We start from the raw sequence: 22,762 nt of genomic DNA, 5'->3' as shown, positions 1-22,762 counted from the left end.
CCTATAAATTATCTAGAGCGAAACATCGAAATTTTTGCCTTTATAGGGATGCTCTGCCGGCTGCTCCAATATCTCGCCCGTTTCCGTCGTTCCCCGACCTTGTTGCTGCCCAGAGGATTGACGGCTCCCGTCATCGCGCACGGCTGTTTCCGCCGTCTCACTCACTTCTGTACTTCGCTGGGCTTCCGCACGGCTGTTCTTGGATAACTCACCCGCAAGCAGCGTCTGATCATTCATCGGGCGCTGCTGGGATTCATTATGCATCTTGCCCGCTTCATTGGTTCTGGGGACGGCAATTTGCATCTCAACCGATTTCAAACTCAATGGAATCACCTCATGATATAGGATCATGTCCACAAGCATTTAAAACGTCTGTTCTGTCCTACAAGAGCGGTACCATAGTGATATCCCCTTCATGATAGTAAAAAGAAACCCGCTGCGTGGGATCCTTAACAAAGCGGGTATACCGCCCTATGACAATTTTGGCACCGCCGTAGATCGTCTTTACCACATTCACTCTTGCTTTGCCGGTATCCTCAAGCATCTTCTCGATTTCCAGCATTCGGTCCTTAATATCGGATTGTTCTGCCATGTTTGATTTTTTGGTGGCATTCAGTTTGATTCGCAGCGCCAGCTTGTCTGGCGACAATTGACCCGAGGAAGCTAACTGATTCAGAAGATAAAGCGCTTTATCGGTTTTATCCATACTTTCCAATGACTGTTTCAATTGGGCTCTAAGATCCGACAGTTCATTCCGCAGCTCGGGGAGAACACCAACTTCAATTACGGTAGCTGTCGACATGCTGTTTCCGATCGTTCGGGCAACCACTTTTTCCCCCGCCTGCAAAATGCCGCCTACCACAAGGCCCTTCATACCGTTGCATTCGATATTCCGGACCGCCCGGATATTGGAGTGCATGATGCTCTGCGAGACAAATACGCTAGCGCCGGCTATGACGTTTCCATCCTGGATGAACGAGCTTTTGACATCCTGACCCGCCTTGACATAACCCTTGTTATAACCGATGATTCCACCGGATATATCGATCGAGCCTTCAGCCTCCAGCTCGGCTCCTTCCACAAAGCCAGTGACTCGGATGTCCCCTGCTGCCTTGATTCTGAATCCGGTCAGCACATTGCCGCGAATGACCACCGTGCCGACAAAGTCGATATTGCCTATACTGTAATCAACATCTCCGTTAATCTCATATACCGGAAACACATTGATTTTTCCCTTTTCGGTTTTGGTGAGGAGTCCGTCAATTGCAGCGTACATGGCGGTTTTCTCGGCGTTAACAACGACGTTCTTCCCAACCTTGAAATGAGCTTCCTTTCCCGGTTTGCTCGGAATCTCCTCTCCGGTCACCGCCGTTCCAGGGACTCCCTTCGTTGGCGGGATTCGGGTGGCAAGCAGCTGCCCCTTCTTTACATTATTTAAACGAATCACTTCTTTATAATCCACTTTGCCATCTTCGATCTCAAGCGGCTTCAGATTCGTCTCATTCCCAAAATTAACGGTAAATTCGATTCTGCCGTTCTGTCCGTGCATAGGTTCCGTTCCCATTGCAATCGGCGTTCTACTATATTGATATTCCTCCGCATGATCTGCGATTCGCCGCAACGTATCATGTTGAAGTCCATATCGTATCTGGTGACTTCTCAGAAATTGTTCAAGAGCTTCTACAGAGCAAGAGAAATCCTTCTCCCATTTGGTGAACTGTATATAGGCGACGACCTTGTCATCCGATAGCGTAACGCTAAAGTACTGATCCAATGCATAATCTACAGACAATCCAGGAACCCCCTTCATATATGGCAAGCGTCAATCGTTTTGCATCAGCAAATCCCGATCTTTATCGAGCGCGCCCCGAAGTCTCAAAATCGCTTTGGAATGAAGCTGAGATATTCGTGAAGGTGATAGCGACATCACTTCAGCAATTTCGCTGAGTGATAAATCCTCATAATATAATAAGGAAACTACGGTCCGCTCTTTCGGGGTTAATTTACCGATACCCTTCATCAGGGCTTCTCGCAGGTAAAATTCATGGACCTTGTGATCCGGATTTTTCGCTTTCTCATCAACCAGGAGCGACATTCGGGTCTCAGACTCCTCCTCGCGGATCGGATCCTCCAGAGATGTCAATGTCATGACTGCTACTTCCTGCAGCATGTGCCGGAATTCCTTCTCGGTCACGTCAAGGTAATCACTCATCTCGGAATCACTGACGCTGCGTAAATACTTCTGTTCCAACTGCTGATATGCAGTTTCAATCTTCTTCGCCTTCTCGCGGACAGAGCGCGGCACCCAGTCCCCTTGGCGCAGCGAGTCCAGAATAGCCCCACGCACACGCCAAGAAGCATAGGTTTCGAATTGCAGGCCTCGTTTGTAATCAAACTTCTCGATGGCGTCAATCAGACCCATTACCCCATTGCTGGCCAAATCTCCCTTAGAAACGTTCTTCGGAAGACCGATGGCCAAACGGCTTGAAACATAGTCAACGATATGCAAATGATATTCGATTAGTTTCTTCTTCGCTTCATGGTCTCCATCTTCCTTCCATGCGCTCCATAAATCCGCATGGTTTAGCACAGAAGCTTTACGTTCGTCCAATTGCCTTCACCCTCCTTATTTTTCCGTAAGGTGACGAACGGCCTTGGCCAGTTCTTCGGGTTCTTTCGTTGAAACCAGCTTAGGAGGATTTAGCGGTACAAAGTCTCCATTCTCTTTGCTGCTGGATTCGGAATGGATTAAATCCATCAATTCCCGATCCTCATCAGGCGTGGATAAATCAAGAACAGTCCCTCGGTCTTGCTCCCGCTGCGTGTCGGCGTCCCCTTGAACAGTGGCTCGCGGACCCGTAATGGCACCAAACACCCAATTCAACAGGAACGCCAGAAGAAACCAAATCGCACATGCAAGGAGAGCCCGATACATGCTAGTCATCCACAGATTGTTACGTATGGAGAAAATAAATGTGAACACAAATCCGGCAATTCCAGTCATCAGATAAAAACGAAGTTTTCCCATTAGCTACAATTCCTTTATGCCCTTTTGTACGCTTCGTATTGTAAACTTACCCGTTGCACAGTCCAACTCAACGGTTCTTCCGTAATTTCCTCCGGTATCCTCGGCAATTAGCGTTATCCCCATCTGCTCGAGCCCAGCCTTGCAGGACTCCACATTACGAGGACCGATGCGCATGGTGTCACCGGAGCCGGCAAAAGCAAACATTTGAGCTCCACCGGCCATTTTGGCTACCATACGTGCCGGGGAAGCCCCCAAGTTCCTCATCTTGTTCAACAGAATCGGAAGAGCCGTATCGGCGTATTTTGCCAGGTTTAGCTGCCCTTCTCTGGCAATCGCTGAAGATGGAAGCATCACATGCGCCATTCCACCAATCTTCGTCACCGGATCATACAACGTCAGTCCGACGCACGAGCCGAGCCCCGTTGTACGCAAAATACCGTTTGGACCTGCGACGTTCAGATCCGCCATGGCTACTTTCACTATGCTTTGTTCTTCAATCATGCTCTAAAGGCACTCCTAAAGCTTCGAAAATTTGAGCAAATGATTGTGGATCAGGTATGAGGAAGAACTGGCCTTCCACCTCGTTCTGCCCTTCTAGGAACGTCGTGTTGATTAAGAGGGCATCGTCTCCCATTTCTCCGAACTGCAGCAGTCCATAACTTAAGATGGCACCTGCCATATCCATCGCGAGAGCCGGCACCGTAGGTGTCATGGACAGATTGGTCAAATCAGCGAGCGACGATAAGTACGAGCCTGACAATATATTTCCGATCTCGCATAATGCGGACTGCTCCATCTCGGAGAATTGCTCCTCATCCGACACTTCAAAGCCCGCCAGATTCTGCAGCAAATTCTTCCCGGCTTCCGGACTCATAATAAAGAAGAGATTTCCCGGCGCACTGCCTTCTACCCGTAAAAATACGGCAAGAACGAGTTGTTCGCTCCCTCCTACACTTTCGGCAATCTGTTCAAAAGGCAGGAGTTGAACCTTGGGAACAGCCATATCAATCGGTTTGTTAAGCAAGCGGGAGAGGGCGGTTGCCGCATTGCCCGCTCCGATGTTTCCAACTTCCTTCAAAACATCCATTTTGATTTCCTTGCCATGCTTAAACAGCTCCACTGTCTACTCCTCAAGGCCTTCCAGCTGAATAATCTCACTTTTGTTCAGCACTTCGGACAGATTCAGCATGACGAGAAGGCGCTCCTCTCCTACCTTCGCGACACCGCGAAGATATTTCGCTTTAATTCCGCCGACAACCTCAGGTGGATTGTCAATGCTGTCCGTATTCAGATCGATGACATCACTTGCGGAATCCACGATAAAACCTACCTGCATGTCATTGACCGCCACGATGATAACCCGCGTTTGATCGGTTGCTTCAACCTCTTCCAATCCAAAGCGGCCGCGCAGATTGATTACAGGAATGACGACGCCGCGAAGATTAATAACCCCTTTTACGAAAGCATAGGTCTTGGGAACACGCGTAATGGGCATCATTCGCTCAATGGTCTGAACCTTGTCTACCTCGATGCCGTATTCTTCCTCGCCAAGTCTAAAGACAATAACCTTGATTTCTTCTCCCATGAATAAGTCCTCCTTCAAAATGTGTGGCCTGCCGCCTGAGTTATAGCAACCTGTTATTTGATAAATGCATTTGCGTCAATAATGAGAGCGACTTGTCCATCCCCTAGAATGGTTGCTCCGGATACTCCCTGAATGGCAGGCAGATATTTACCCAAATTCTTAATGACGATTTCACTCTGTCCGATAAAATCATCGATAGTAAGTGCCGCCAGACGATCCCCTTTGCGGATTACAACGATCTCTGTTTCTTCTTCCAGCTCCTCATCAAAACCCGGAATTTCAAACAAGCGGCTGAGCGAGATGACCGGAATCAGCGATTCTCGGAACTGGATCATGCGACTGCCGTGAACATGTTTGATTTGGCCACGCTTGATGATGCCCGTTTCAACAATGGAGGAAAGCGGAATCGCATATTTTTCAGATCCCATCCGGATTAACATAGCTGCAATGATAGACAGCGTTAATGGAAGCTGAACGGAAAAGTTCGTGCCTTTCCCCGGTGTCGAGTAGATGGTGACGTTACCGCCCAGGGCAACTATTTTGGATTTAACAACGTCGAGCCCAACACCTCGGCCGGATACATCCGAAATTTTCTCTGCGGTGCTGAATCCCGGTGCGAACAGCAGTTGATTGACCTCGTCATCGGTCATGGTCGCTGCTTCGGCCTCTGTCACAACGCCTTTTGCCAGCGCGTTCTTCAGAATTTTGTCACGGTAAATGCCGCGTCCGTCATCTTCAATCTCAATGAAAACATTGTTGCCGCTATGAAACGCACGCAGATGCACGGTACCGGTCTCCGGTTTACCAGCAGCGATGCGGTCGGCAACAGGTTCGACACCATGGTCAGCCGAGTTGCGCAGCAAGTGGACCAGCGGGTCACCAATCTCATCAATAACCGTACGATCCAGCTCCGTCTCAGCTCCGGTAATAATCAAATCAATCTTCTTGTCCAGTGTTTTAGCAAGGTCACGCACCATCCTTGGGAAACGATTAAACACCGTATCTACAGGAACCATGCGCAGCTTCAGGACGATATTCTGCAAATCGCTGCTCACGCGGCTCATATGCTCAACGGTGTCCGTCAGCTCCTGATTCTTGGACTCACTGGCCAATTGCTCTAGCCGTACCCGGTCAATAAGCAGCTCACTGAACAGATTCATTAATACATCCAGCCGCTCAATATCAACCCGGATCGTTCTCGAAGGATTACCTCCCCCTGCATTTCGGGCAGGTGCCTTGGACTCTTTGGCAGGCGCTGAAGGACTCTTGGCTTCCGGTGAAGCCACAGCCGCTGGAGCTGCCTCTGAAACTTGCGGTTTGACAGCTTCTGCTGTAGCCGCGCTCTCCTGAACCATTTGCTGCAAAGATTCATGATCGAGCGCCACAACCGTAGTAGTCTCGATCTCCGAAACGCCCAGAATCTGGCTTTCAATGTCTTGCGTTTCTCTTTGCGTTATGTAATACAACGAAAATACGCGATCGAATTCACCTTGTTCAATCTCTTGAACGTCCGGATACGTTTTGACGATTTCCCCGGATCTTTCCAGCGTTTCGAATACCATGTAGGCACGAACCGCCTTGAGTTGGCAATCCTCTCGCAATGTCACTTGTATATATAAAACCTTATGTCCTTCCGAAATCGATTGATCAAGCACGGAAAATTGAAACTCATCCAATTCAATTCCTTGGACAGCCACAGCGGAGTTATCTCCTTCGGCAGCTCCCCCTCCAGTCGAAGCTCCTTCACCACGTACAATCGACTGCAAGGAAGCCACGATCGAGGAAACATCCGCTTTCCCGTCTCCGCCTTCGGTAATATCCTGCACCATCGATTCAAGAGCGTCCAAGCTTTTGAAGAGCGTGTCAAAGATGAAATCCTGCATCTTTAGCTTTTCGTTCCGGACAAGATCCAGCACGTTTTCCATCTGGTGGGTAAGTGAAGCCAGATCTTCGTATCCCATCGTTGCTGCCATACCCTTCAACGTATGAGCCGATCGAAAAATAATCTGTACGATCCCGATATCGTCCGGGTTGCTTTCTAATTGAAGCATGTTTTCATTTAATGATTGCAGATGATCATTTGACTCATCAATAAACATTGTCAAATATTGATTCATGTCCATTGAGAGACACCTCCTCTTCAAGTTCACTTTCCGTTATTTACAGCTTGAACCATTCTAGGTGCAATATCATGAAGTGGCAGAACGTGGCTTACGCAACCGAGCTCAACAGCTGATCTTGGCATCCCGTATACGACGCAGGTTTGCTCGCTCTCCGCATAGGTGGATGTCACTCCTGAATCGTAAAGCTTCTTCATCATTCTCGCTCCATCGCTTCCCATGCCGGTCATCAGCACCGCATGACGTTTGATCATGGTCAACGGCAGTAGGGATTCGAACAGCACATCTACAGACGGACGGTGACCATTGCGAGTCTCATCCTGACTGATCCTGATTTGGTAAGCGCCGCTGTCCGAGCGGTAAACCCTCATATGACTGCCCCCCGGTGCAATGTAGGCTTTCCCCGGTTCCAATACCATCCCTTGTTCTGCTTCCATGACATCCAGCTGACTGAATGAATTCAAGCGCTGTGCAAGCGATCTGGTAAAACTCGGCGGCATATGTTGAACGATGACAATCGGGGCACAGAAGTCGCCGGGAATGGGCTCGAGAAAAGCTTTCAATGCTCTTGGCCCGCCTGTGGAGCAGCCCACCGCAACCAAATCCGTCAATTCCGTTGTCTGCGGTATCTTGGCTTCACGGAGCTGACGACCCTCGTTCTCTGGAAGCACGACTGCAGCTAAGTCTGCAACAGGCTTACGATCTGCCCGTTTTCTCTTTGAACCGGAGGGCTCGGCGCCGTCCGTAACAGTAGGCATCTTCTTCTCAACAGTCCGAGATGACGGCAAACGAGGCGAATCCATTCGCTTGCTCCGTTGGTCAGTCTCGCGGACCGTCGTTCGCGTCTCAGTCAGCTGCGGCTTCTTGTTCAGCGTTTTGTCAGAAGGCTTTGGCGAAAGAGGAACCGTTATGTCCGCACTCCGTCGTCTCTGCTCTTCTTCTTCCCACAATGCCCTCCGCTGTTTAGCCTGCATCGCCGCATTCAGTTGCTTCATTAGTTCTGAACACACCTGCTCAATATCAAGCGCATTAGAAATGGAAGGCTTTCGTATAAAATCAAATGCTCCTGCCTCAAGGGCAAGAATGGTCTCTTTCATGCCTTGCTCATTAATGCCGGACAACATAATGACCGGACGGGGGCCCGATTCCATAATGAACTTCAGAGCATCCAGGCCGTTCATTTCCGGCATTTCTACATCCAGTGTAATGACATCCGGATTCAATTCCTTTACTTTCCGAACGGCGTCAAGCCCGTTATCAGCTGTTCCGACAACCTGAAAAGATGGGTCACGCTCGATGAAATCGGAAAAGATTTTCCTCATAAATGCGGAATCGTCAACGACAAGCACACGAAAAGGCTTCATAGATGTCCACCTCAGTTTCCATTAATCCAAGCAAAGAATCATTTCGTACGTTTGAGCCACCGATGCATAAATCCTTTGATTCCCTTCGGAGCTTTCGGCTCTGTGGCAGCAGGAACGGTCATGTAGCGAAGCGCGATCCGTCTGATATCACTAGAGGCGTTACATCGCGGATAAGCTGCTGTAAATGGGACCTGCCGCTTAACCGCCTGAACAACATGCGTATCATCGGCAATCGAGCCGAGCAGCTTGATGTCGATATCAAGGAAACGCTCGGCCGTCAAAATAATTTTGTTTGCTGCCTCCCGAGCCTCCTGTTCATCACCCGCACGATTGACAATTAGGCTGAACGGAACCTGGTTTTCCGTGCCGTGCACCACCTTGATTAAGGCATAAGCATCCGTAATGGATGTCGGTTCCGGCGTCGTGACGACAAGGCATTGATCAGCGGACGTAATAAACCTCATATTTTCCTTGGACAAGCCAGCTCCCGTGTCAAAAATGATATAGTCCATTTCCGAGGAAATAATTTCAATCTGTGAAATAAAATAATTCATTTCCTCTTCAGACAGGGACATCATGTCAGCCAAACCGGAACCTCCGGCAATGTAAGGAAGCTTGTCCGGTCCATATTGAATTACTTCTTCAATGCTCTTCTCCCGGCGAATGAGATGATACAAGCTGTACCGAGAGCTCACGCCCATAAGAACGTCAATGTTTGCCATCCCGATATCGGCATCAAACACCAATACCTTTTTGCCCATCGACTGTAAAGTCAGCGCAAAATTCAGTGTGAAATTGGATTTCCCAACCCCGCCTTTACCGCTGCTGACCGTAATAATCTTGGCCGTTCTTGGAGATGCTGCCTTACCGCTGTTCCCTGATTGCTGAGAAGAAACAAGCTGGCGGAGCGATTGAGCTTGATCCGTCATGTACGAATCTCTCCCAGCAGTAGATGGCATAACCGCTCGCTGTCGGCCATCAACAGATCATCCGGCACATTTTGACCATTGGTCATATAGGACAAGCGAAGGTTATGCGCATCTATCAGATTAAACAAGGAGCCGTAACTGCCGGTCTCATCCATCTTCGTGAAGATGACCTTATCGAGTTCGTATTTGCTGAAATGATCCGCGATTTCGATCATATCGCTGCTCTTGGAGGTCAGGCTGAGCACAAGATAGGTTTCGCTTTGATCGGAATGGGAGAACAGGCTTTGAAGCTCGGAAACGAGCAACTCGTTCCGATAGTTCCGACCTGCTGTATCCATCAACACCAAATCACAATCCTGCAGCTTCTGAAGGGCTCGCTGCATATCACCAGGCGATTGCACGACTTCCATCGGCACATTGAGAATGGATGCATAAGTACGCAGCTGTTCAACGGCAGATATCCGATACGTATCGGAAGTAATAAAACCTACCTTGCGTTGGTTACGGAACAGCTGCTCTGCAGCGATCTTCGCGATCGTGGTAGTCTTACCGACCCCTGTCGGTCCAGCGATATATACAATCCGCGTCTCGGGTTGAACGCCGCCGCCGATACGCCCCTCAAGGAACGCCTCAGCTTGCTTGTAAATCACGTTCTGCAGCTCGGCCTCACTCATCTGCATATGATTAGCTTTCCAGGCTTCCTCCGCGGTCGTGAGCCACTCTTCCGTCAGTTTGGCCGAAAGATCCTGTTTGAGCAGCTGATCCCGAATGAAATGCAGCGGCTCAGGAAGATGCTGCGCTTCAAGATTTTGCCTGGATAATCGGGCAATCCATTCCTTCATTTCCTTAAGTTCTTCAAGGACTCTTTGTTCGGATTCGCTAATTCCTAGACGGGAACTTAAAGACTCCTCCTGTCCCCCACGGGATGATTGAACCGATTGAACAGATTTAACGGAAGCTGCTGTTTCCGTTTGATCGTTTCGCATCGCTGCTTGTGCAGCTGCTGCAGGCTGTTGCACATGGCCCACTTCGTTCTTTTGCCTGTTAACTTCCTCCTCGGAAGCTGCAACCTGGCTCAGAATCTCGGCAAAACGACTATAGTCATCCTCATGCTGTACACCGGAAGCTGTATCCGTGTTACTCGCAGAGTTCGTGGAGGTCTGTGTACCGGGCTTCGAGATTTCAGCCGTCCGTTGATAAGCCTTGGGTACAGCACCAGAAGGTACAGCAGGCAGAACTTTGGACTTCATCGAAGCAGAACCTTTGGATTTCTCCGCTTGCTCTACTGCCGCGATCACCTCGATCTTCTTACGGGTAAACATCCCCAGGAATCCGCCTACCTTGGTTTCCTTCGTACTCAGTATGACGGCATCCGCACCCAAATCCGTACGAATGTGCTGCATCGCCTCAGGCATCGTGTCGACGATATACCTCTTCACTCTCATAAGTTCACCACTCCGACACTTTGAATTTCGACGTTCGGCTCCAGCTCACTATAGGACAACACCGGAATATCCTGCATGCTTCGTTCAATGACCTGCCTTAAATACATTCTTATGGCCGGTGAGGTAAGCAGAACAGGCTGCTGTCCCATCTGAATGATCCGGTTAACCTGTTCACTGAGCTTCTGAAACACACTCTGTGTCGATGCCGGGTCCATGGCGAGATAGCTTCCTTGGTCACTCTGCTGGACGCTTTCGGCGATCTTCTTCTCCAGCTGCGGTCCAACCGTGATAACCCGCATGGCCTCGCCCTCTTGAGCATATTGCTGTGTAATTTGGCGAGAGAGGGCTTGTCTAACATATTCGGTAAGGACATCGGGATCTTTCGAATAATGTCCGTAATCCGCAAGGGTCTCGAGAATTGTGACCATGTCCCGGATTGAGATTTTTTCGCGGAGCAGCTTAGCCAATACCTTCTGTACTTCTCCAATGGTCAGCACAGAAGGAATAAGCTCGTCCACAAGGACCGGATAGCTTTCTCTAATATTGTCAACCAATGCCTTGGTCTCCTGGCGCCCAATCAGCTCATGGGCATGTCTCTTAATTAACTCAGTCAAATGGGTAGCCACAACAGATGGTGGATCGACAACCGTATAGCCGGCAAGATCCGCTCGCTCTTTCATGGCTTCATCTATCCAAAGAGCAGGAAGCCCGAATGCCGGTTCGGTCGTTTCGATCCCCGTTACGGAATCATCCTCGTACCCAGGGCTCATGGCGAGATAGTGATTTAATAATAATTCACCACCGCCGACAGCATTCCCTTTTATTTTTATGACATATTCATTCGGTTTTAGTTGAATATTGTCGCGAATTCGGATAACCGGTACGACGAGTCCCAGCTCAAGTGCGCATTGTCTCCGAATCATAATGATCCGGTCCAATAAATCTCCACCTTGCTGCGCGTCTGCGAGCGGAATCAACCCATACCCGAATTCGAATTCGATCGGGTCCACCTGAAGCAGGTTGATCACACTTTCCGGACTTCGAACCTCTTCGATTTGCTGTTCCTCCTCCAACTGCTCCACTTCGACCTGCTTGCGATCCAGATTGTTCTGCATCCTCCGTGCCGCAATGAATAGGATGAGAGCAATCGGTGCGGTCGTAATCAGATGAATGGGTGTGAAAATCCCTAGCAACAGAACGGTACCTGAAACAATGTACAATAGATGAGGGTAGGAGAAGAGCTGCCCTGTTAGATCCTCCGCCAGGTTCCCTTCCGAAGAGGCTCTTGTAACAATCAAGCCCGCTGCAGTGGAAATCAGAAGCGCTGGAATCTGACTGACCAATCCGTCCCCGATCGTCAGGATGGAGTAAGTGCTCATCGCGTCTCCGAATGACATTCCATGAATCGAGATCCCGATGATAAACCCGCCGATCAGGTTGATCAGCATGATGACAATCGTGGCGATGGCATCACCCTTAACGAATTTACTTGCACCATCCATAGCCCCGTAAAAATCGGCTTCCCGCTCGATTTTTCTTCTGCGCTCCCTGGCTTGCTGCTCATTGATCAAACCTGCGTTCAAATCCGCATCGATACTCATCTGTTTACCAGGCATCGCATCGAGCGTAAATCTTGCCGCAACCTCGGCTACCCGCTCCGAGCCTTTGGTAATGACGATGAACTGTACGACAACAAGAATCAAAAAGACGATGAAGCCAACCGCAATTTCACCATTCGCTATCCACTTACCAAACGTGGCTACAACCTCACCCGCGCTAGCTTCCGACAGGATCAGCTTCGTTGTCGAAATGTTAAGCGCTACACGAAACAATGTCGTGATGAGCAATAAGGAAGGGAAAATGGAGAAGTCCAAGGCTTCCTTCGTATTCATGGCCACCAGCAAAATAATAAGCGCCAGCGAGACATTGATAATCAGGAGTACATCGAGCAGCCATACCGGGATCGGAAGAATCATCATGAGTACGATGCCAATGACACCCGCAAGGACAGATAGATCTTTTATTTTCACTGCACTGACGCCTCCGGTCCCTAATTATTTCACTTTACCTTTTAGTTTATATACATAGGCCAGCACTTCCGCTACGGCCTGGAACAGGTCTCCCGGAATCGAATCCCCGATTTCCGACCGTTGGTACAAAGCGCGTGCCAGCGGCTTGTTTTCCATCGTTATAATTCCGTGTTCCTTCGCTATTTCTTTAATCCGCAAGGCCATGAAATCCTGGCCCTTCGCAATGATCTGCGGAGCTTCCATCATGGACCCGTCATATTTGATCGCCACTGCAAAGTGGGTCGGGTTTGTGATGATAACGTCGGCATTCGGGACTTCCTGCATCATCCGCTGAAGTGCCATCCGACGCTGGCGTTCCCTGATCTTTCCCTTAATCAGCGGATCGCCCTCCATCTTCTTGAACTCGTCTTTGATGTCCTGTTTGGACATTCGAATGTTTTTTTCGTAATCATATTTCTGATACATATAATCCAGAATGGCTAGAATAATCAGCCCGATGGCAATCTTGAAACCCAGTGACATGGTGATATCGGCCACGAAATGAAAAATGGTGTCGGGTCCCATCGTTGACAAGGAAGATAGTCCTTCCCTCGCAGCCCACAAGGTGGTGTACACGAGGTAACCGATGATGGTCAATTTAATGACCGATTTCAAAAATTCGACCAAGGAACGCATCGAGAATATGTTCTTGAACCCTTTGATGGGATCGATTTTACTGAACTTCATTTTCAAAGTCTCGCCCGTCAGCATAAACCCGACCTGCAAATAATTAGCCACCAGCGCAATAACGAACACCGAGATAAACAACGGAGCCAGCAGAAGCAAGATTTGGACACCATACTCCCCAAATAACTGCATCACATTGTCTTTCGTAACGTCCATGGAGAGCCGATTAATATAAATGTCGGTGAATAATCGAACGATGCGGTCTCTCATATACCCGCCGAAAATTAACAAGCAAAAGAATGCGGCCAGCAAAACCGATGCACCCGATACCTCCATACTCTTGGCAACTTGGCCTTTCTTACGCGTATCCTGGCGTTTCTTCGGTGTGGCTTTCTCCGTCTTTTCACCAGCGAAAAGCTGTAAGTCGACCGGATACCGGTATGACATCTGCTTCACCTCCATCCTCCTTAAGTCGGCCCGTCTCCAATAACGCCGAGCAACTGCCGGAGTGCTTCAAACATTTTGGCAAACAGATGATCAAATAGTGATACCAGCATCGGCATGAGCAGCATCAGCAGCACGAGTCCAACGATGATTTTGATGATAATACCTATAACAAATACATTGAACTGCGGTGCCGTCCTTGCCAGAAAGCCAAGCCCGACATCGGTCAGGAACAGGGCTGCTACCAGCGGAGCGGCCATTTGAAGTGCCAATACAAAAGAGTGCGAGAATGTCCGTACGAGAAAATCCGTTACATCGCCGTCATGGATCTTCCCAAACACATCACCCGTAATCGGAATCCAATCATAGCTGTACATGATCGCATCGAGCAGATAATGGTGACCATTCATGCTCAGGAATACCAGTAGAGCCAGATAATACTTGAAGGTACCGATTAATGGGGTTGAAGTCCCTGTAAATGGATCGATGACATTGGCCATGCTGAACCCGATCTGAATATCAATTAATGCTCCTGCCGTTTGGACGACGGTCATAATAAGATAAGCAGTGAAACCAAGAAGCAGTCCCACCAATACTTCCTGGACAATCAATATGACATAAGACAGATCTTGCGGAACCACTTCTCCGAGCCCGAACGAAAAATATACGATCAGGGCAATGATGGCCGAAAGGCCTATTTTGTAAGAAGCAGGTATACCGCGTGAAGTAAACACTGGCGATATTACAAAAAAAGCTGTTATTCGACAAAAAATAAGCATGAAAACAGGTAAACTTTGCTGTAACCATTCCATGGACACTCAGCCTATCCGATATATTTGTAGAGATTGTCCAAAATCCCGTGGGTAAAATCCACTAACGTCGTTAATATCCAAGGACCAAACAGCAGTAATGCTACAAGAACAATAATAATTTTTGGTACGAAAGCCAGCGTCTGTTCCTGGATTTGTGTTGTCGCTTGAAAAATACTGATGATAAGTCCGACAACCAGTGCGAGAACCAGCATCGGTGCGCTCACCTGGAGCACAATATAGACCGCTTGTCCTGCCAGACCGATAATAAATTCAGCGCTCACGGCGAGTCCCCCTGTATTCGAATTACTTGCCGCTTATTGCTACGTGTTAAAGCTCATCAGCATGGATTTCACGACCAGATACCAGCCGTCTACCAAAACGAAGAGCAAAATCTTGAATGGCAGCGAGATCATGACCGGCGGCAGCATCATCATACCCATCGCCATCAGCACGCTGGCAACCACGATATCGATGACCAGAAACGGAATGAAGATCATAAAGCCCATTTGAAAGCCGGTCTTCAGCTCACTAATGGCAAATGCCGGTACCAAAACCGTTAATGGAATATCCTCGTAAGATTCGGGTTTCTCTGCGCCTGTGTAATTCATGAACAACAATAGATCCTTTTCCCGTGTGTGCGCGAACATGAACTTCTTCATTGGATCTTGAGCCTTATCCAGCGCTTCCGCTTGGGTAATCTCACCTTTAAGATAGGGCTGGAGCGCTACATCATTCATCGACGACAACGTTGGAGCCATTACGAATAAGGTAAGAAACAGGGCCAGGCCGATCAACACTTGGTTTGGCGGTGTTTGCTGTGTGCCGAGCGAAGTGCGGACAAAGCCAAGCACGATAACAATCCTTGTAAAACTAGTCATCAGCACCAGTATCGCCGGTGCAATGCTAAGAATGGTGATCAGGAGTATCAAGGACAAGGAGCTTGTCCCCGGTGTGTCTCCCTCATTGCCGATTTGAATATCGATGTTTGGAATCGGATCCGCAAATGCCGTATGGGAAAACAGAAATCCAAACAATATGAAAATCGCGATAGCGTACGAGATCTTTTTATTCATGAATCTTTTTGATCCTCCCGCAGCAATTCTTCGACCTTTTCTTTCCGGTTCGGTACGCTGCGCAGCTTGGATTCGAACACTTCATGGAAAGAAGATGTATCGTCCAATTCCATTTCTTCCGGTGGTTTGCCTTTACGGAGTTTTGCCGCCAATTTCGTTATGAAAGGCGGCAGTGCCCCATTATGTATTCCAGAATCCTGTTCAAATGCAGCTTGGATAAGCGCAACTTCAGCTGGATCAGAAATTTTGTCCACCAACCGGACGTCTTCGCCAACTCCGATCACATAGATGATGCCCCCAATTTCGACGAGCTGAAGGGACTTGTTAGGGCCCATCCCAACCGCACCCAAAGTACGAATGGAGCGGCCCTGCATCCAGCTCTGATTCTTTCTGCTGAGAAAGCGAATCAGGAACACGATCAACGCAACGATGATGGCAAGTACGATAAAGACATAAAATAACTGTAAATAATACCCGGTAGTACTACTTGAGCTTAATCCGTCAGAAGCTGCCATCATCATAAGAAGAATCCTTATACGCCAAGCGTCTTATTGATGGCTTCAATGACTCTGTCCGATTGGAACGGTTTAACGATAAAGTCCTTGGCTCCAGCTTGAATCGCATCAATAACCATCGCTTGTTGGCCCATGGCAGAGCACATAATGACTTTTGCGTTGGCATCGACTTTTTTAATCTCTTTCAGCGCTGCGATACCATCCATTTCCGGCATCGTAATATCCATCGTAATCAGATCTGGACGAAGTTCTTTAAATTTCTCGATTGCTTGCGCACCGTCCTGCGCTTCTCCCACAACCTCGAATCCGTTCTTGACCAATATGTCACGGATCATCATTCTCATAAATGCAGCATCGTCCACAATCAGAATTCGGTTAGCCATTGATAAAAATCCTCCCTAAAATGTTTGTGCTATTGTAATTTTTGAATCCGGTCCCATTGGCTTACGATATCCGTCACGCGTACACCAAAGTTCTCATCGATGACAACGACCTCGCCTTTGGCAATCAGTTTATGATTGACAAGGATGTCTACAGGCTCACCGGCAAGCTTGTCCAGCTCGATGATCGAACCTTGTGACATTTCCAGGATATCCTTAATTTGCTTTTGAGTCCTCCCTAATTCTACGGTGACTTTAAGGGGAATGTCCATCAGTAAGTTCAGATTGTTTTCATCCACCTGGGTGTATGGCGCAGATTGCAGATTAGCGAACTGTACGGGCTGTACATTCACATTGCGATTTGGCATGCCGCCATACTGTTGCGGCTGCCCTTGGTAAGGCATCTGCGGCTGTCCATATGGCATGGATTGCGGGATCTGTCCTCCCTGTCCTTGCACTGGCTGGCCGTAGCCTTGTCCGTAGTCGAATCCTTGGCCCATGTCATTGCCATTAGCAGGGTTAGCCGGTGCTTGAGCCGGTTCCTGTGTACTGACAGGTGCTTCCACCGTCGGCGCGGCTTCCTGCTTCGCAGGCTGCGGCTCTTCCGTCCCGTTGATAAGCATGTGAACCATATCCTTGGAAAAATGAACGGGAAGCAGCTGCATAATGGTTGAATCAATAAGGTCACCGATAATTAATCGGAATGAAATCTTAATCAATGTTTCATCCGGCGGAAGGTTGTTAACCCCTTCACCATTGGCCATGTTCAGAATGTCAATGCCTGGCGGCGATATATTGACAAATCGGTTAAAAATCGTTGACATGCTCGTTGCGGAAGAGCCCATCATCTGGTTCATCGCTTCCTGAACGGCACTGATATGAATCTCGTTGAGTTCCTCTTCCACGGGGTTGCCTTCCCCGCCTAACATCAGATCAGCAATGACCTGAGCATCACGTGTTTTAATGACTAGAGAGTTAATTCCTTCAAATCCATCCACATAAGTAACATGTACCGCTACATGCGGCTTCGGAAATTCTTCCTCAAACTCGCTTCGCTTAATGATCGACACTTTGGGTGTCGTGATATCCACTTTTTTGCCCAGCAAGGTAGACAGAGCGGTTGCAGCACTTCCAAAGGTAATGTTACCAATCTCACCAAGCGCGTCCTGCTCTAGAGGTGTTAATACATCATCGACAGTCGCCGCCGAAGGAATTGATGCTGGTGATGCCATTTCCGACTGTTTTAACAAAGCGTCGATTTCTTCCTGGGATAAATAGTCTTTACTCGTCAAATTCTTCAGCTCCTTCGATGACAATTTCATCGATTTGTACAGCAACCCGGTCTTTTATCGTTCCGGGACTGCCAATAAACTTTAATCTGTCCCCAACCTTTATGGAAAGTCCATCATGCATCGGTTTGTTTAATGAGATGACGTCGCCGACACTCAGTCCTAAAAATTCGGACACCGTAAGCTGTGAAACGCCCAGCTCGGCAACAATCGGAAGCTTGGCTTTACTTACACGCTGCTTAAGAGCATCTACTTCCTCTGGAACACTCGCTTTTTTCTCCGAGATAAACCACTGATGCGCCGATAGCTTGGACATGATCGGTTCCAGCACCACATGCGGGATACACAGATTAATCATCCCCGTGGTATCGCCGATTTTGGTGCTAAGGGAAATTAGCGCAATGGTTTCGTTCGGAGAAACGATCTGCATAAATTGCGGATTCGTTTCCAATGCCTCAAGGCGCGGTGAGATGTCCAGCACCGTTTTCCACGCTTCCTGCAGACTATCGAATGCCCGGCTGAAAATGCGCTCCATGATGATTGTCTCGATTTCGGTCATCGAGCTGACGGAAGAAGGAGCAATACCCGTTCCTCCCAGCAAACGGTCCAGCATCGCGTAAGCAATGTTCGGATGGACCTCAAGCACCATACGCCCGACAAGCGGTTCCGCCTCGAATATATTAAGAACTGTCATTTTGGGTATGGAGCGAATAAATTCATCATATGGAAGCTGTTCAACCTGCACCACATTGATTTGCACAAAAGTACGTAATTGCGCTGAGAAATAAGTAGTCAGATATCGTGCGAAATTCTCGTGAATGCGGGTCAAGCTCCGAATATGATCCTTGGAAAACCGGAGTGCCCTCTTAAAATCATAAGAACGAATTTTCTTTTGCGTTTCCTCTTTTTTCAGTTCTTCAGCATCCATTTCCCCTGAAGATAGAGCGGCCAATAAGGCATCGATCTCATTCTGCGATAAAACATCAACCATCTACTCACCCCCTTACAGGTCGTCCGACGAACAGTCTAGATACCTACGATCATTACTTCTGTCATTTCGATTTGAATTAACTGCCCGGACGTTAACGACTTATTGATCAGGTTCTGCAGCTTGCCAATAAACTGTTCGCGCCCTTTGGAGTCATTAAGCAACTCGGGTTTCGTGTCGGCCAACGTTTTGATAATAATCGGTTTGATTTTAATCTCCTTGATTTTATCGAATTCTTCCTTTGCTTTTTTGTCATTAAGCTGAAAAGCAAAGGCCATCTGGGCAATATGTTCAGGATCAGCGAGATTCGTCTTGATCCCGGTGATTTCCGAGGTCATCTTGACGATCTCATCGGCTGACAACTTGGATAAAGCCGCTGCATTAGCCGAAGCCTGACTTTTACTGTTATCGAATTTGTCCGACAATAGGAAAATCGCTACAACAATCAACGTAATAGATAACAGGATCGTAATTAACCAGGGGAGCATCTTTTTCATGAAGGTTCCTCCAATTGCTGCACTTTAATGGTAGCTTGATGAATGCCTACCTCGTGATGATAAGCCTTAACGGAAGCGATGATTTCATTTGCACTTTCAAGCACAATCATGCGCTTTCCATTAATCAAAGTAATGTAGGTGTCAGGAGTCTCCTCAACCATTTCTATCAACAGCGCGTTAAGCCACAACTGCGAACCATTTAACCTCGTTACCGATATCATGGACAGCCTCCTTGTTTAATGAGGGAGGGGGCTCCCCCTCCCTCTCCATCCTTATCGTTTCAGATTGACAACTTCTTGAAGCACTTCGTCCGAAGTCGTGATAATCCGGGAGTTGGCTTGGAAGCCGCGCTGTGAGACAATCATTTCCGAAAATTCGCTGGTCAGGTCAACGTTGGACATCTCGAGCTGACCAGCAATAATAGCCCCGGTTCCTTCTTCGGCGTTGTTCGCTTCAAACCTTACGGCATCCAAATCGCCGTCCGGGATTGCATTCAGAGTTACGCGATACAAATTGCCGCCGATTTTCTCCAGGCCTTCCGGATTCGGGATTTTCGCAACGCCGATGATGGCTCCCTCTTCCGTTGTCCCGTCACTCATCTTCTGAATGATGGCGCCATTCTGCGCAATCGTGAATGCCGTTACATCATCGTCCAACTGGATAGGATCACCGTTCGAATCAAGAACGAGCATACCGTCCGAAGTTACCAGGTTACGCGCTACGTCTACATGAAAGTCACCTGCGCGGGTCAAGAAAGCCATATCTTGATCCTCGCTAAGCTTCACCATGAAAAATCCGTCTCCGTCAATTCTCAGGTCCGTCGGATTATTGGTTGTCATTGCGCTACCTGGAGTATGCAATGTATCGATCGAGCCGATCGATACACCAAGACCGACCTGCTTCGCGTTTACACCACCGGTAGGATCGTCGGTTCCCGGTGTAACACCGGACATCGTTTGGCTGAGAATATCTTTAAACATGACACGTCCCGCTTTAAACCCAACTGTGTTTACGTTGGCAATGTTATTACCAATGACATCAAGCTTGGTTTGGAAACCTCTCATTCCGGAAATACCGGAATACATGGATCTTAACATCGATTTTCCTCCTTTTGTTATGGACCGCTTCTGTCGATCAGCGGCCGCCTGGCTTCCTCACGGGCCAGCCAGATTTATGAGATAATAACTGCACTATCAATTTGCGTGAATACGTTGTCCTTCATCGCTTTACCATCCATCGCAGTGACCACGGTCCGATTCGGAATATTTACAATGAGAGCCATATCCTTCATCAGAATGAGTGATTCCTTACTCCCCTTCGCAGCAGCTTTGTCCACCGCGCTCTGGATCTGCGCAAGCTGATCACCCTTTAATTCAATGCCGCGCTGCTGAAGTCTCTTCGCCGCATGATTGCTGATTTTAAGCAGATTCTCATTTAAAAGTTCCTGGAACGTCCCGGCGGGTGGATAAGCCTGAGCTTGTCCTATCTTTCGCTCATTATGAAGAGCCGCGGGATGTATTTTTCCAGGGTATAGATGGCCTATCATCATGCGGTCACTCATGGCGCTGTTCCCCCAGGCTCTTCTCCCCCTTGTCCGGGATCTCCGGCTTCAGGAACTGACGGATCGGGATTGCCTGTTTCGGGTACGGAAGGATCCGGATTGTTTGTTACAGGATCTGTTGGGCCCTGATTACTGGTGTCAGGTACAGAAGGACCCGGATTGTTTATTTCAGGATCTGTCGGACCTGAATTCAATGCATCTGGATCATTCTCGGTTACAGCGTTCTCGATTTTCACAATCTGGTCAAGCGATACTTCACTGTCACCGACTTTGGCATAATGGACGCCTTCACGAACAATGATGGAATCTACGATACCGCTCTTCATGACGGACTCCGAACCATCCTCCGGCTTGAACATCCAGCTGATCTGTTTACCGATCAAACTTGAAGCAGCGCCCAGAGACTGACTCATCGCCGTTAATTGAGTATTGATATTCATCAGCTGCTCCAGGGAAGTAAACTGGGCCATTTGGGCAATAAACTCCCGGTCCTGCATCGGCTGAAGCGGATCCTGGTGCCTTAATTGCGTAATCAGGATGCTCAAGAACTGATCCTTTCCAAGCTCCTGGCCGTTTCCGTTTTTACTGCTGACATTCCCTTTAGCATAGTTGGGCCACATATTTTTCGTAGATACCGGATTAGTTGCCATCCAAGCTCACCTCCTCACTGTTAGGCTTTCGCGGTAAATGTTCCTGCTTGTACAAGTTCATCGTCGGCTTGATGCTCAGCAATCCAATCGTTCAATTCTTCCGTCAGATTTGCGGCCAGCACGGCATCATCGGAAGGTCTATCCTTCTCCTTTGAGCGGTGCTGCGGCTGCTGCTGGCCTGATCCAGGCTGACGGCCGTCTTGATAAAGATTCGCATTGGAAGGCTGGCTGCTCTGCGTAACTTCAATTTTCTCGATCTGCAGCCCTTGAGCTTGCAATGCGCTTCGAAGCTGTGCCATTTGCTGGTCAATCAGCTCTTTAGCATCCGTCGAACGTGTCATGAACTGGGCGATTAATTGGCCATTCTGCATCGTAAGTTTGATATCTACTTGACCCAGATGTTCCGGATTCAAGGAGATTCTCGCTTCCGTAAAACCGGTTTGTTTCACGATTTCGAGCTTATTAATAATGAAGGAAGTCATTTCGCTTCCAAAGTTCTCAACAGGCACCGGCGGAGCTGCAGGCTTTACTGCAACTTGCGTACCTGAACGCAGGGCTAGCTGACCGGCAGTGACCGTTCCTTGCTCCAACAGCGAATCGCCTTCGTTAATCACGAACTCAGTTGCTGTACCATCAACGTCGGTACTTGACGTCAGCGATGACCACTTGGCATTCGCTTGGCCCGTTGTTTGTGATGAAGCCGACTGTCCTGAAGTATTCGTGGATACGTTAGACTGAAAGGCATCCGGTTGCTTTTGGGCCAGAATGTTATCAAAACTGCCGCTTGCCTTACTCTCCCCGGTCCCTGTTCCTTGACCAAGCAGACTATGGAAAGATTGGACAAGCTGTTTTACAGCAGCTTCGGTAGTCAGATCCACCTGACCAGATTTGGACAGCATCGATGCCAGCTGGCTGATCGTATCCTGTACTGCAAATCGAATGGTCTCTGGTCTGGAAGCCAATGGAGATATCTCATTCCCATCCGAATTTTCTTGTGCTTGAGGAGAAGCTCCGCTCAGCATAAGATTCGCTTGCGTTAGCCAGTTCTGCAGCTCTTGCAAAAGGGAGGGATCCTCCATTAATGCCTGATCCATGGTGTCCAGCTCCTGCAGCAAACCTTGGAGCAATTCCATCAAGCCTTCAAGTGATGCATCGGTTTCCGAAGAATACTGCGCAAGCAAGGATTCCAGCTTGGCAGCGACTTCCGTCGAAGTTGTTGAAGCGCTGTTACCGCTGCTGTTCATCTGGTAAGCCAGTGTCGCATCAAAGGAAACAGCCGCTGTCGTTTGACCCGCCGCGCTTGTCTTTCCGCTTCCCGAGGGACTGCTCACGGATGGAGACATGTTTTGTACCGTTATTGTCATCGTCTTATTTCACCTCCTTTCC

General features: G+C 48.5%; 26 protein-coding genes. All 26 read right to left on the bottom strand.

Translation table 11 applies throughout. The annotated features are described in order from the left end of the window. Nucleotides 1–12 precede the first annotated feature (12 nt). Nucleotides 13–324 carry a hypothetical protein gene (locus AB4124_RS20430; RefSeq protein ID WP_441974011.1) on the bottom strand — a complete coding sequence of 104 codons (312 nt, stop codon included), beginning with the start codon at nucleotides 322–324 and terminating at the stop codon, nucleotides 13–15. 58 nt (nucleotides 325–382) lie between these two features. Then, the gene (locus AB4124_RS20425; RefSeq protein WP_076324972.1) at nucleotides 383–1,792 is read right to left on the bottom strand and encodes a DUF342 domain-containing protein; all 1,410 of its coding nucleotides are present in this window, start codon (nucleotides 1,790–1,792) and stop codon (nucleotides 383–385) included. Between the two features lie 30 nt (nucleotides 1,793–1,822). After that, a complete protein-coding gene (locus AB4124_RS20420; RefSeq protein ID WP_071220103.1) occupies nucleotides 1,823–2,611 on the bottom strand; it encodes a FliA/WhiG family RNA polymerase sigma factor in 789 nt (262 codons plus the stop codon). Nucleotides 2,612–2,626: 15 nt separating this feature from the next. Beyond that, entirely contained in the window at nucleotides 2,627–3,028 is a 402-nt protein-coding gene (locus AB4124_RS20415; protein WP_215156483.1) for a hypothetical protein, read from the bottom strand. Nucleotides 3,029–3,031: 3 nt separating this feature from the next. Next, nucleotides 3,032–3,529, bottom strand: a complete 498-nt coding sequence (locus AB4124_RS20410) for a chemotaxis protein CheD (RefSeq protein ID WP_006211305.1) — start codon at nucleotides 3,527–3,529, stop codon at nucleotides 3,032–3,034. Next, nucleotides 3,522–4,115 (bottom strand): chemotaxis protein CheC, encoded by a 594-nt coding sequence (locus tag AB4124_RS20405; protein ID WP_251035541.1) that lies wholly within the window; start codon nucleotides 4,113–4,115, stop codon nucleotides 3,522–3,524. The genes AB4124_RS20410 and AB4124_RS20405 overlap by 8 nt, the downstream gene beginning before the upstream one ends. Before the next feature lie 36 nt (nucleotides 4,116–4,151). Then, the gene (locus AB4124_RS20400; RefSeq protein ID WP_076324974.1) at nucleotides 4,152–4,613 is read right to left on the bottom strand and encodes a chemotaxis protein CheW; all 462 of its coding nucleotides are present in this window, start codon (nucleotides 4,611–4,613) and stop codon (nucleotides 4,152–4,154) included. Between the two features lie 53 nt (nucleotides 4,614–4,666). Then, complete coding sequence (locus AB4124_RS20395; RefSeq protein ID WP_441974010.1) at nucleotides 4,667–6,736, bottom strand: chemotaxis protein CheW; 2,070 nt, start codon at nucleotides 6,734–6,736, stop codon at nucleotides 4,667–4,669. A 23-nt stretch (nucleotides 6,737–6,759) separates the two neighbouring features. Continuing rightward, a complete protein-coding gene (locus AB4124_RS20390) occupies nucleotides 6,760–8,097 on the bottom strand; it encodes a protein-glutamate methylesterase/protein-glutamine glutaminase (protein WP_441974009.1) in 1,338 nt (445 codons plus the stop codon). A gap of 38 nt (nucleotides 8,098–8,135) precedes the next feature. Then, nucleotides 8,136–9,026, bottom strand: coding sequence for a MinD/ParA family protein (locus AB4124_RS20385; protein ID WP_430105056.1), 891 nt, complete (start codon nucleotides 9,024–9,026; stop codon nucleotides 8,136–8,138). Beyond that, nucleotides 9,023–10,471, bottom strand: a complete 1,449-nt coding sequence (gene flhF / locus AB4124_RS20380) for a flagellar biosynthesis protein FlhF (protein ID WP_441974008.1) — start codon at nucleotides 10,469–10,471, stop codon at nucleotides 9,023–9,025. Before flhF ends, AB4124_RS20385 begins: the two co-directional genes overlap by 4 nt. Next, nucleotides 10,468–12,501: a flagellar biosynthesis protein FlhA gene (gene flhA / locus AB4124_RS20375; protein WP_076324979.1), complete on the bottom strand. Its 2,034-nt coding sequence runs from the start codon at nucleotides 12,499–12,501 to the stop codon at nucleotides 10,468–10,470. Before flhA ends, flhF begins: the two co-directional genes overlap by 4 nt. A gap of 24 nt (nucleotides 12,502–12,525) precedes the next feature. Beyond that, complete coding sequence (gene flhB, locus AB4124_RS20370; protein WP_441974194.1) at nucleotides 12,526–13,614, bottom strand: flagellar biosynthesis protein FlhB; 1,089 nt, start codon at nucleotides 13,612–13,614, stop codon at nucleotides 12,526–12,528. A gap of 20 nt (nucleotides 13,615–13,634) precedes the next feature. Continuing rightward, nucleotides 13,635–14,423, bottom strand: a complete 789-nt coding sequence (fliR, locus tag AB4124_RS20365) for a flagellar biosynthetic protein FliR (RefSeq protein ID WP_441974007.1) — start codon at nucleotides 14,421–14,423, stop codon at nucleotides 13,635–13,637. Nucleotides 14,424–14,434: 11 nt separating this feature from the next. Next, nucleotides 14,435–14,704 carry a flagellar biosynthesis protein FliQ gene (gene fliQ / locus AB4124_RS20360; protein ID WP_009594725.1) on the bottom strand — a complete coding sequence of 90 codons (270 nt, stop codon included), beginning with the start codon at nucleotides 14,702–14,704 and terminating at the stop codon, nucleotides 14,435–14,437. 39 nt (nucleotides 14,705–14,743) lie between these two features. Further along, nucleotides 14,744–15,496 (bottom strand): flagellar type III secretion system pore protein FliP, encoded by a 753-nt coding sequence (gene fliP, locus AB4124_RS20355; RefSeq protein ID WP_076324981.1) that lies wholly within the window; start codon nucleotides 15,494–15,496, stop codon nucleotides 14,744–14,746. Then, nucleotides 15,493–16,017 carry a FliO/MopB family protein gene (locus AB4124_RS20350; RefSeq protein ID WP_076324982.1) on the bottom strand — a complete coding sequence of 175 codons (525 nt, stop codon included), beginning with the start codon at nucleotides 16,015–16,017 and terminating at the stop codon, nucleotides 15,493–15,495. Before AB4124_RS20350 ends, fliP begins: the two co-directional genes overlap by 4 nt. 11 nt (nucleotides 16,018–16,028) lie before the next feature. Then, nucleotides 16,029–16,394, bottom strand: a complete 366-nt coding sequence (locus AB4124_RS20345; protein ID WP_006211317.1) for a response regulator — start codon at nucleotides 16,392–16,394, stop codon at nucleotides 16,029–16,031. Between the two features lie 29 nt (nucleotides 16,395–16,423). Next, nucleotides 16,424–17,683 (bottom strand): flagellar motor switch phosphatase FliY, encoded by a 1,260-nt coding sequence (fliY, locus tag AB4124_RS20340; protein WP_441974006.1) that lies wholly within the window; start codon nucleotides 17,681–17,683, stop codon nucleotides 16,424–16,426. Beyond that, nucleotides 17,673–18,671 carry a flagellar motor switch protein FliM gene (gene fliM, locus AB4124_RS20335; protein ID WP_076324984.1) on the bottom strand — a complete coding sequence of 333 codons (999 nt, stop codon included), beginning with the start codon at nucleotides 18,669–18,671 and terminating at the stop codon, nucleotides 17,673–17,675. The genes fliY and fliM overlap by 11 nt, the downstream gene beginning before the upstream one ends. 35 nt (nucleotides 18,672–18,706) lie before the next feature. Beyond that, nucleotides 18,707–19,165: a flagellar basal body-associated FliL family protein gene (locus AB4124_RS20330; RefSeq protein WP_076324985.1), complete on the bottom strand. Its 459-nt coding sequence runs from the start codon at nucleotides 19,163–19,165 to the stop codon at nucleotides 18,707–18,709. Beyond that, the gene (locus tag AB4124_RS20325) at nucleotides 19,162–19,386 is read right to left on the bottom strand and encodes a flagellar FlbD family protein (protein WP_009594749.1); all 225 of its coding nucleotides are present in this window, start codon (nucleotides 19,384–19,386) and stop codon (nucleotides 19,162–19,164) included. The genes AB4124_RS20330 and AB4124_RS20325 overlap by 4 nt, the downstream gene beginning before the upstream one ends. A 51-nt stretch (nucleotides 19,387–19,437) precedes the next feature. Next, nucleotides 19,438–20,262 carry a flagellar basal body rod protein FlgG gene (gene flgG / locus AB4124_RS20320; protein ID WP_076324986.1) on the bottom strand — a complete coding sequence of 275 codons (825 nt, stop codon included), beginning with the start codon at nucleotides 20,260–20,262 and terminating at the stop codon, nucleotides 19,438–19,440. A 74-nt stretch (nucleotides 20,263–20,336) separates the two neighbouring features. Then, entirely contained in the window at nucleotides 20,337–20,726 is a 390-nt protein-coding gene (locus tag AB4124_RS20315) for a TIGR02530 family flagellar biosynthesis protein (RefSeq protein WP_076324987.1), read from the bottom strand. Beyond that, nucleotides 20,723–21,376 (bottom strand): flagellar hook capping FlgD N-terminal domain-containing protein, encoded by a 654-nt coding sequence (locus AB4124_RS20310; protein ID WP_098747047.1) that lies wholly within the window; start codon nucleotides 21,374–21,376, stop codon nucleotides 20,723–20,725. Before AB4124_RS20310 ends, AB4124_RS20315 begins: the two co-directional genes overlap by 4 nt. A 20-nt stretch (nucleotides 21,377–21,396) precedes the next feature. Next, entirely contained in the window at nucleotides 21,397–22,740 is a 1,344-nt protein-coding gene (locus AB4124_RS20305; protein WP_441974005.1) for a flagellar hook-length control protein FliK, read from the bottom strand. Nucleotides 22,741–22,762 lie beyond the last annotated feature (22 nt).

The organism is Paenibacillus sp. 2KB_20, from assembly GCF_052115765.1.
Lineage (GTDB): Bacteria > Bacillota > Bacilli > Paenibacillales > Paenibacillaceae > Paenibacillus_AQ.
The sequence above is the reverse complement of the archived record's forward strand: the minus strand, read 5'-3'. Positions and strand labels throughout refer to the sequence as shown.

Coding starts and splice junctions, on each gene's coding strand:
- AB4124_RS20415 (WP_215156483.1), bottom strand. CDS start 3,028: ATGGGAAAACTTCGTTTTTATCTGATGACTGGAATTGCCGGATTTGTG.
- AB4124_RS20410 (WP_006211305.1), bottom strand. CDS start 3,529: ATGATTGAAGAACAAAGCATAGTGAAAGTAGCCATGGCGGATCTGAAC.
- AB4124_RS20405 (WP_251035541.1), bottom strand. CDS start 4,115: ATGGATGTTTTGAAGGAAGTTGGAAACATCGGAGCGGGCAATGCGGCA.
- AB4124_RS20400 (WP_076324974.1), bottom strand. CDS start 4,613: ATGGGAGAAGAAATCAAGGTTATTGTCTTTAGACTTGGCGAGGAAGAA.
- AB4124_RS20395 (WP_441974010.1), bottom strand. CDS start 6,736: ATGGACATGAATCAATATTTGACAATGTTTATTGATGAGTCAAATGAT.
- AB4124_RS20390 (WP_441974009.1), bottom strand. CDS start 8,097: ATGAAGCCTTTTCGTGTGCTTGTCGTTGACGATTCCGCATTTATGAGG.
- AB4124_RS20385 (WP_430105056.1), bottom strand. CDS start 9,026: ATGACGGATCAAGCTCAATCGCTCCGCCAGCTTGTTTCTTCTCAGCAA.
- flhF (WP_441974008.1), bottom strand. CDS start 10,471: ATGAGAGTGAAGAGGTATATCGTCGACACGATGCCTGAGGCGATGCAG.
- flhB (WP_441974194.1), bottom strand. CDS start 13,614: ATGTCATACCGGTATCCGGTCGACTTACAGCTTTTCGCTGGTGAAAAG.
- fliR (WP_441974007.1), bottom strand. CDS start 14,423: ATGGAATGGTTACAGCAAAGTTTACCTGTTTTCATGCTTATTTTTTGT.
- fliP (WP_076324981.1), bottom strand. CDS start 15,496: ATGAATAAAAAGATCTCGTACGCTATCGCGATTTTCATATTGTTTGGA.
- AB4124_RS20350 (WP_076324982.1), bottom strand. CDS start 16,017: ATGATGATGGCAGCTTCTGACGGATTAAGCTCAAGTAGTACTACCGGG.
- AB4124_RS20345 (WP_006211317.1), bottom strand. CDS start 16,394: ATGGCTAACCGAATTCTGATTGTGGACGATGCTGCATTTATGAGAATG.
- fliM (WP_076324984.1), bottom strand. CDS start 18,671: ATGGTTGATGTTTTATCGCAGAATGAGATCGATGCCTTATTGGCCGCT.
- AB4124_RS20330 (WP_076324985.1), bottom strand. CDS start 19,165: ATGAAAAAGATGCTCCCCTGGTTAATTACGATCCTGTTATCTATTACG.
- AB4124_RS20325 (WP_009594749.1), bottom strand. CDS start 19,386: ATGATATCGGTAACGAGGTTAAATGGTTCGCAGTTGTGGCTTAACGCG.
- flgG (WP_076324986.1), bottom strand. CDS start 20,262: ATGTTAAGATCCATGTATTCCGGTATTTCCGGAATGAGAGGTTTCCAA.
- AB4124_RS20315 (WP_076324987.1), bottom strand. CDS start 20,726: ATGAGTGACCGCATGATGATAGGCCATCTATACCCTGGAAAAATACAT.
- AB4124_RS20310 (WP_098747047.1), bottom strand. CDS start 21,376: ATGGCAACTAATCCGGTATCTACGAAAAATATGTGGCCCAACTATGCT.
- AB4124_RS20305 (WP_441974005.1), bottom strand. CDS start 22,740: ATGACAATAACGGTACAAAACATGTCTCCATCCGTGAGCAGTCCCTCG.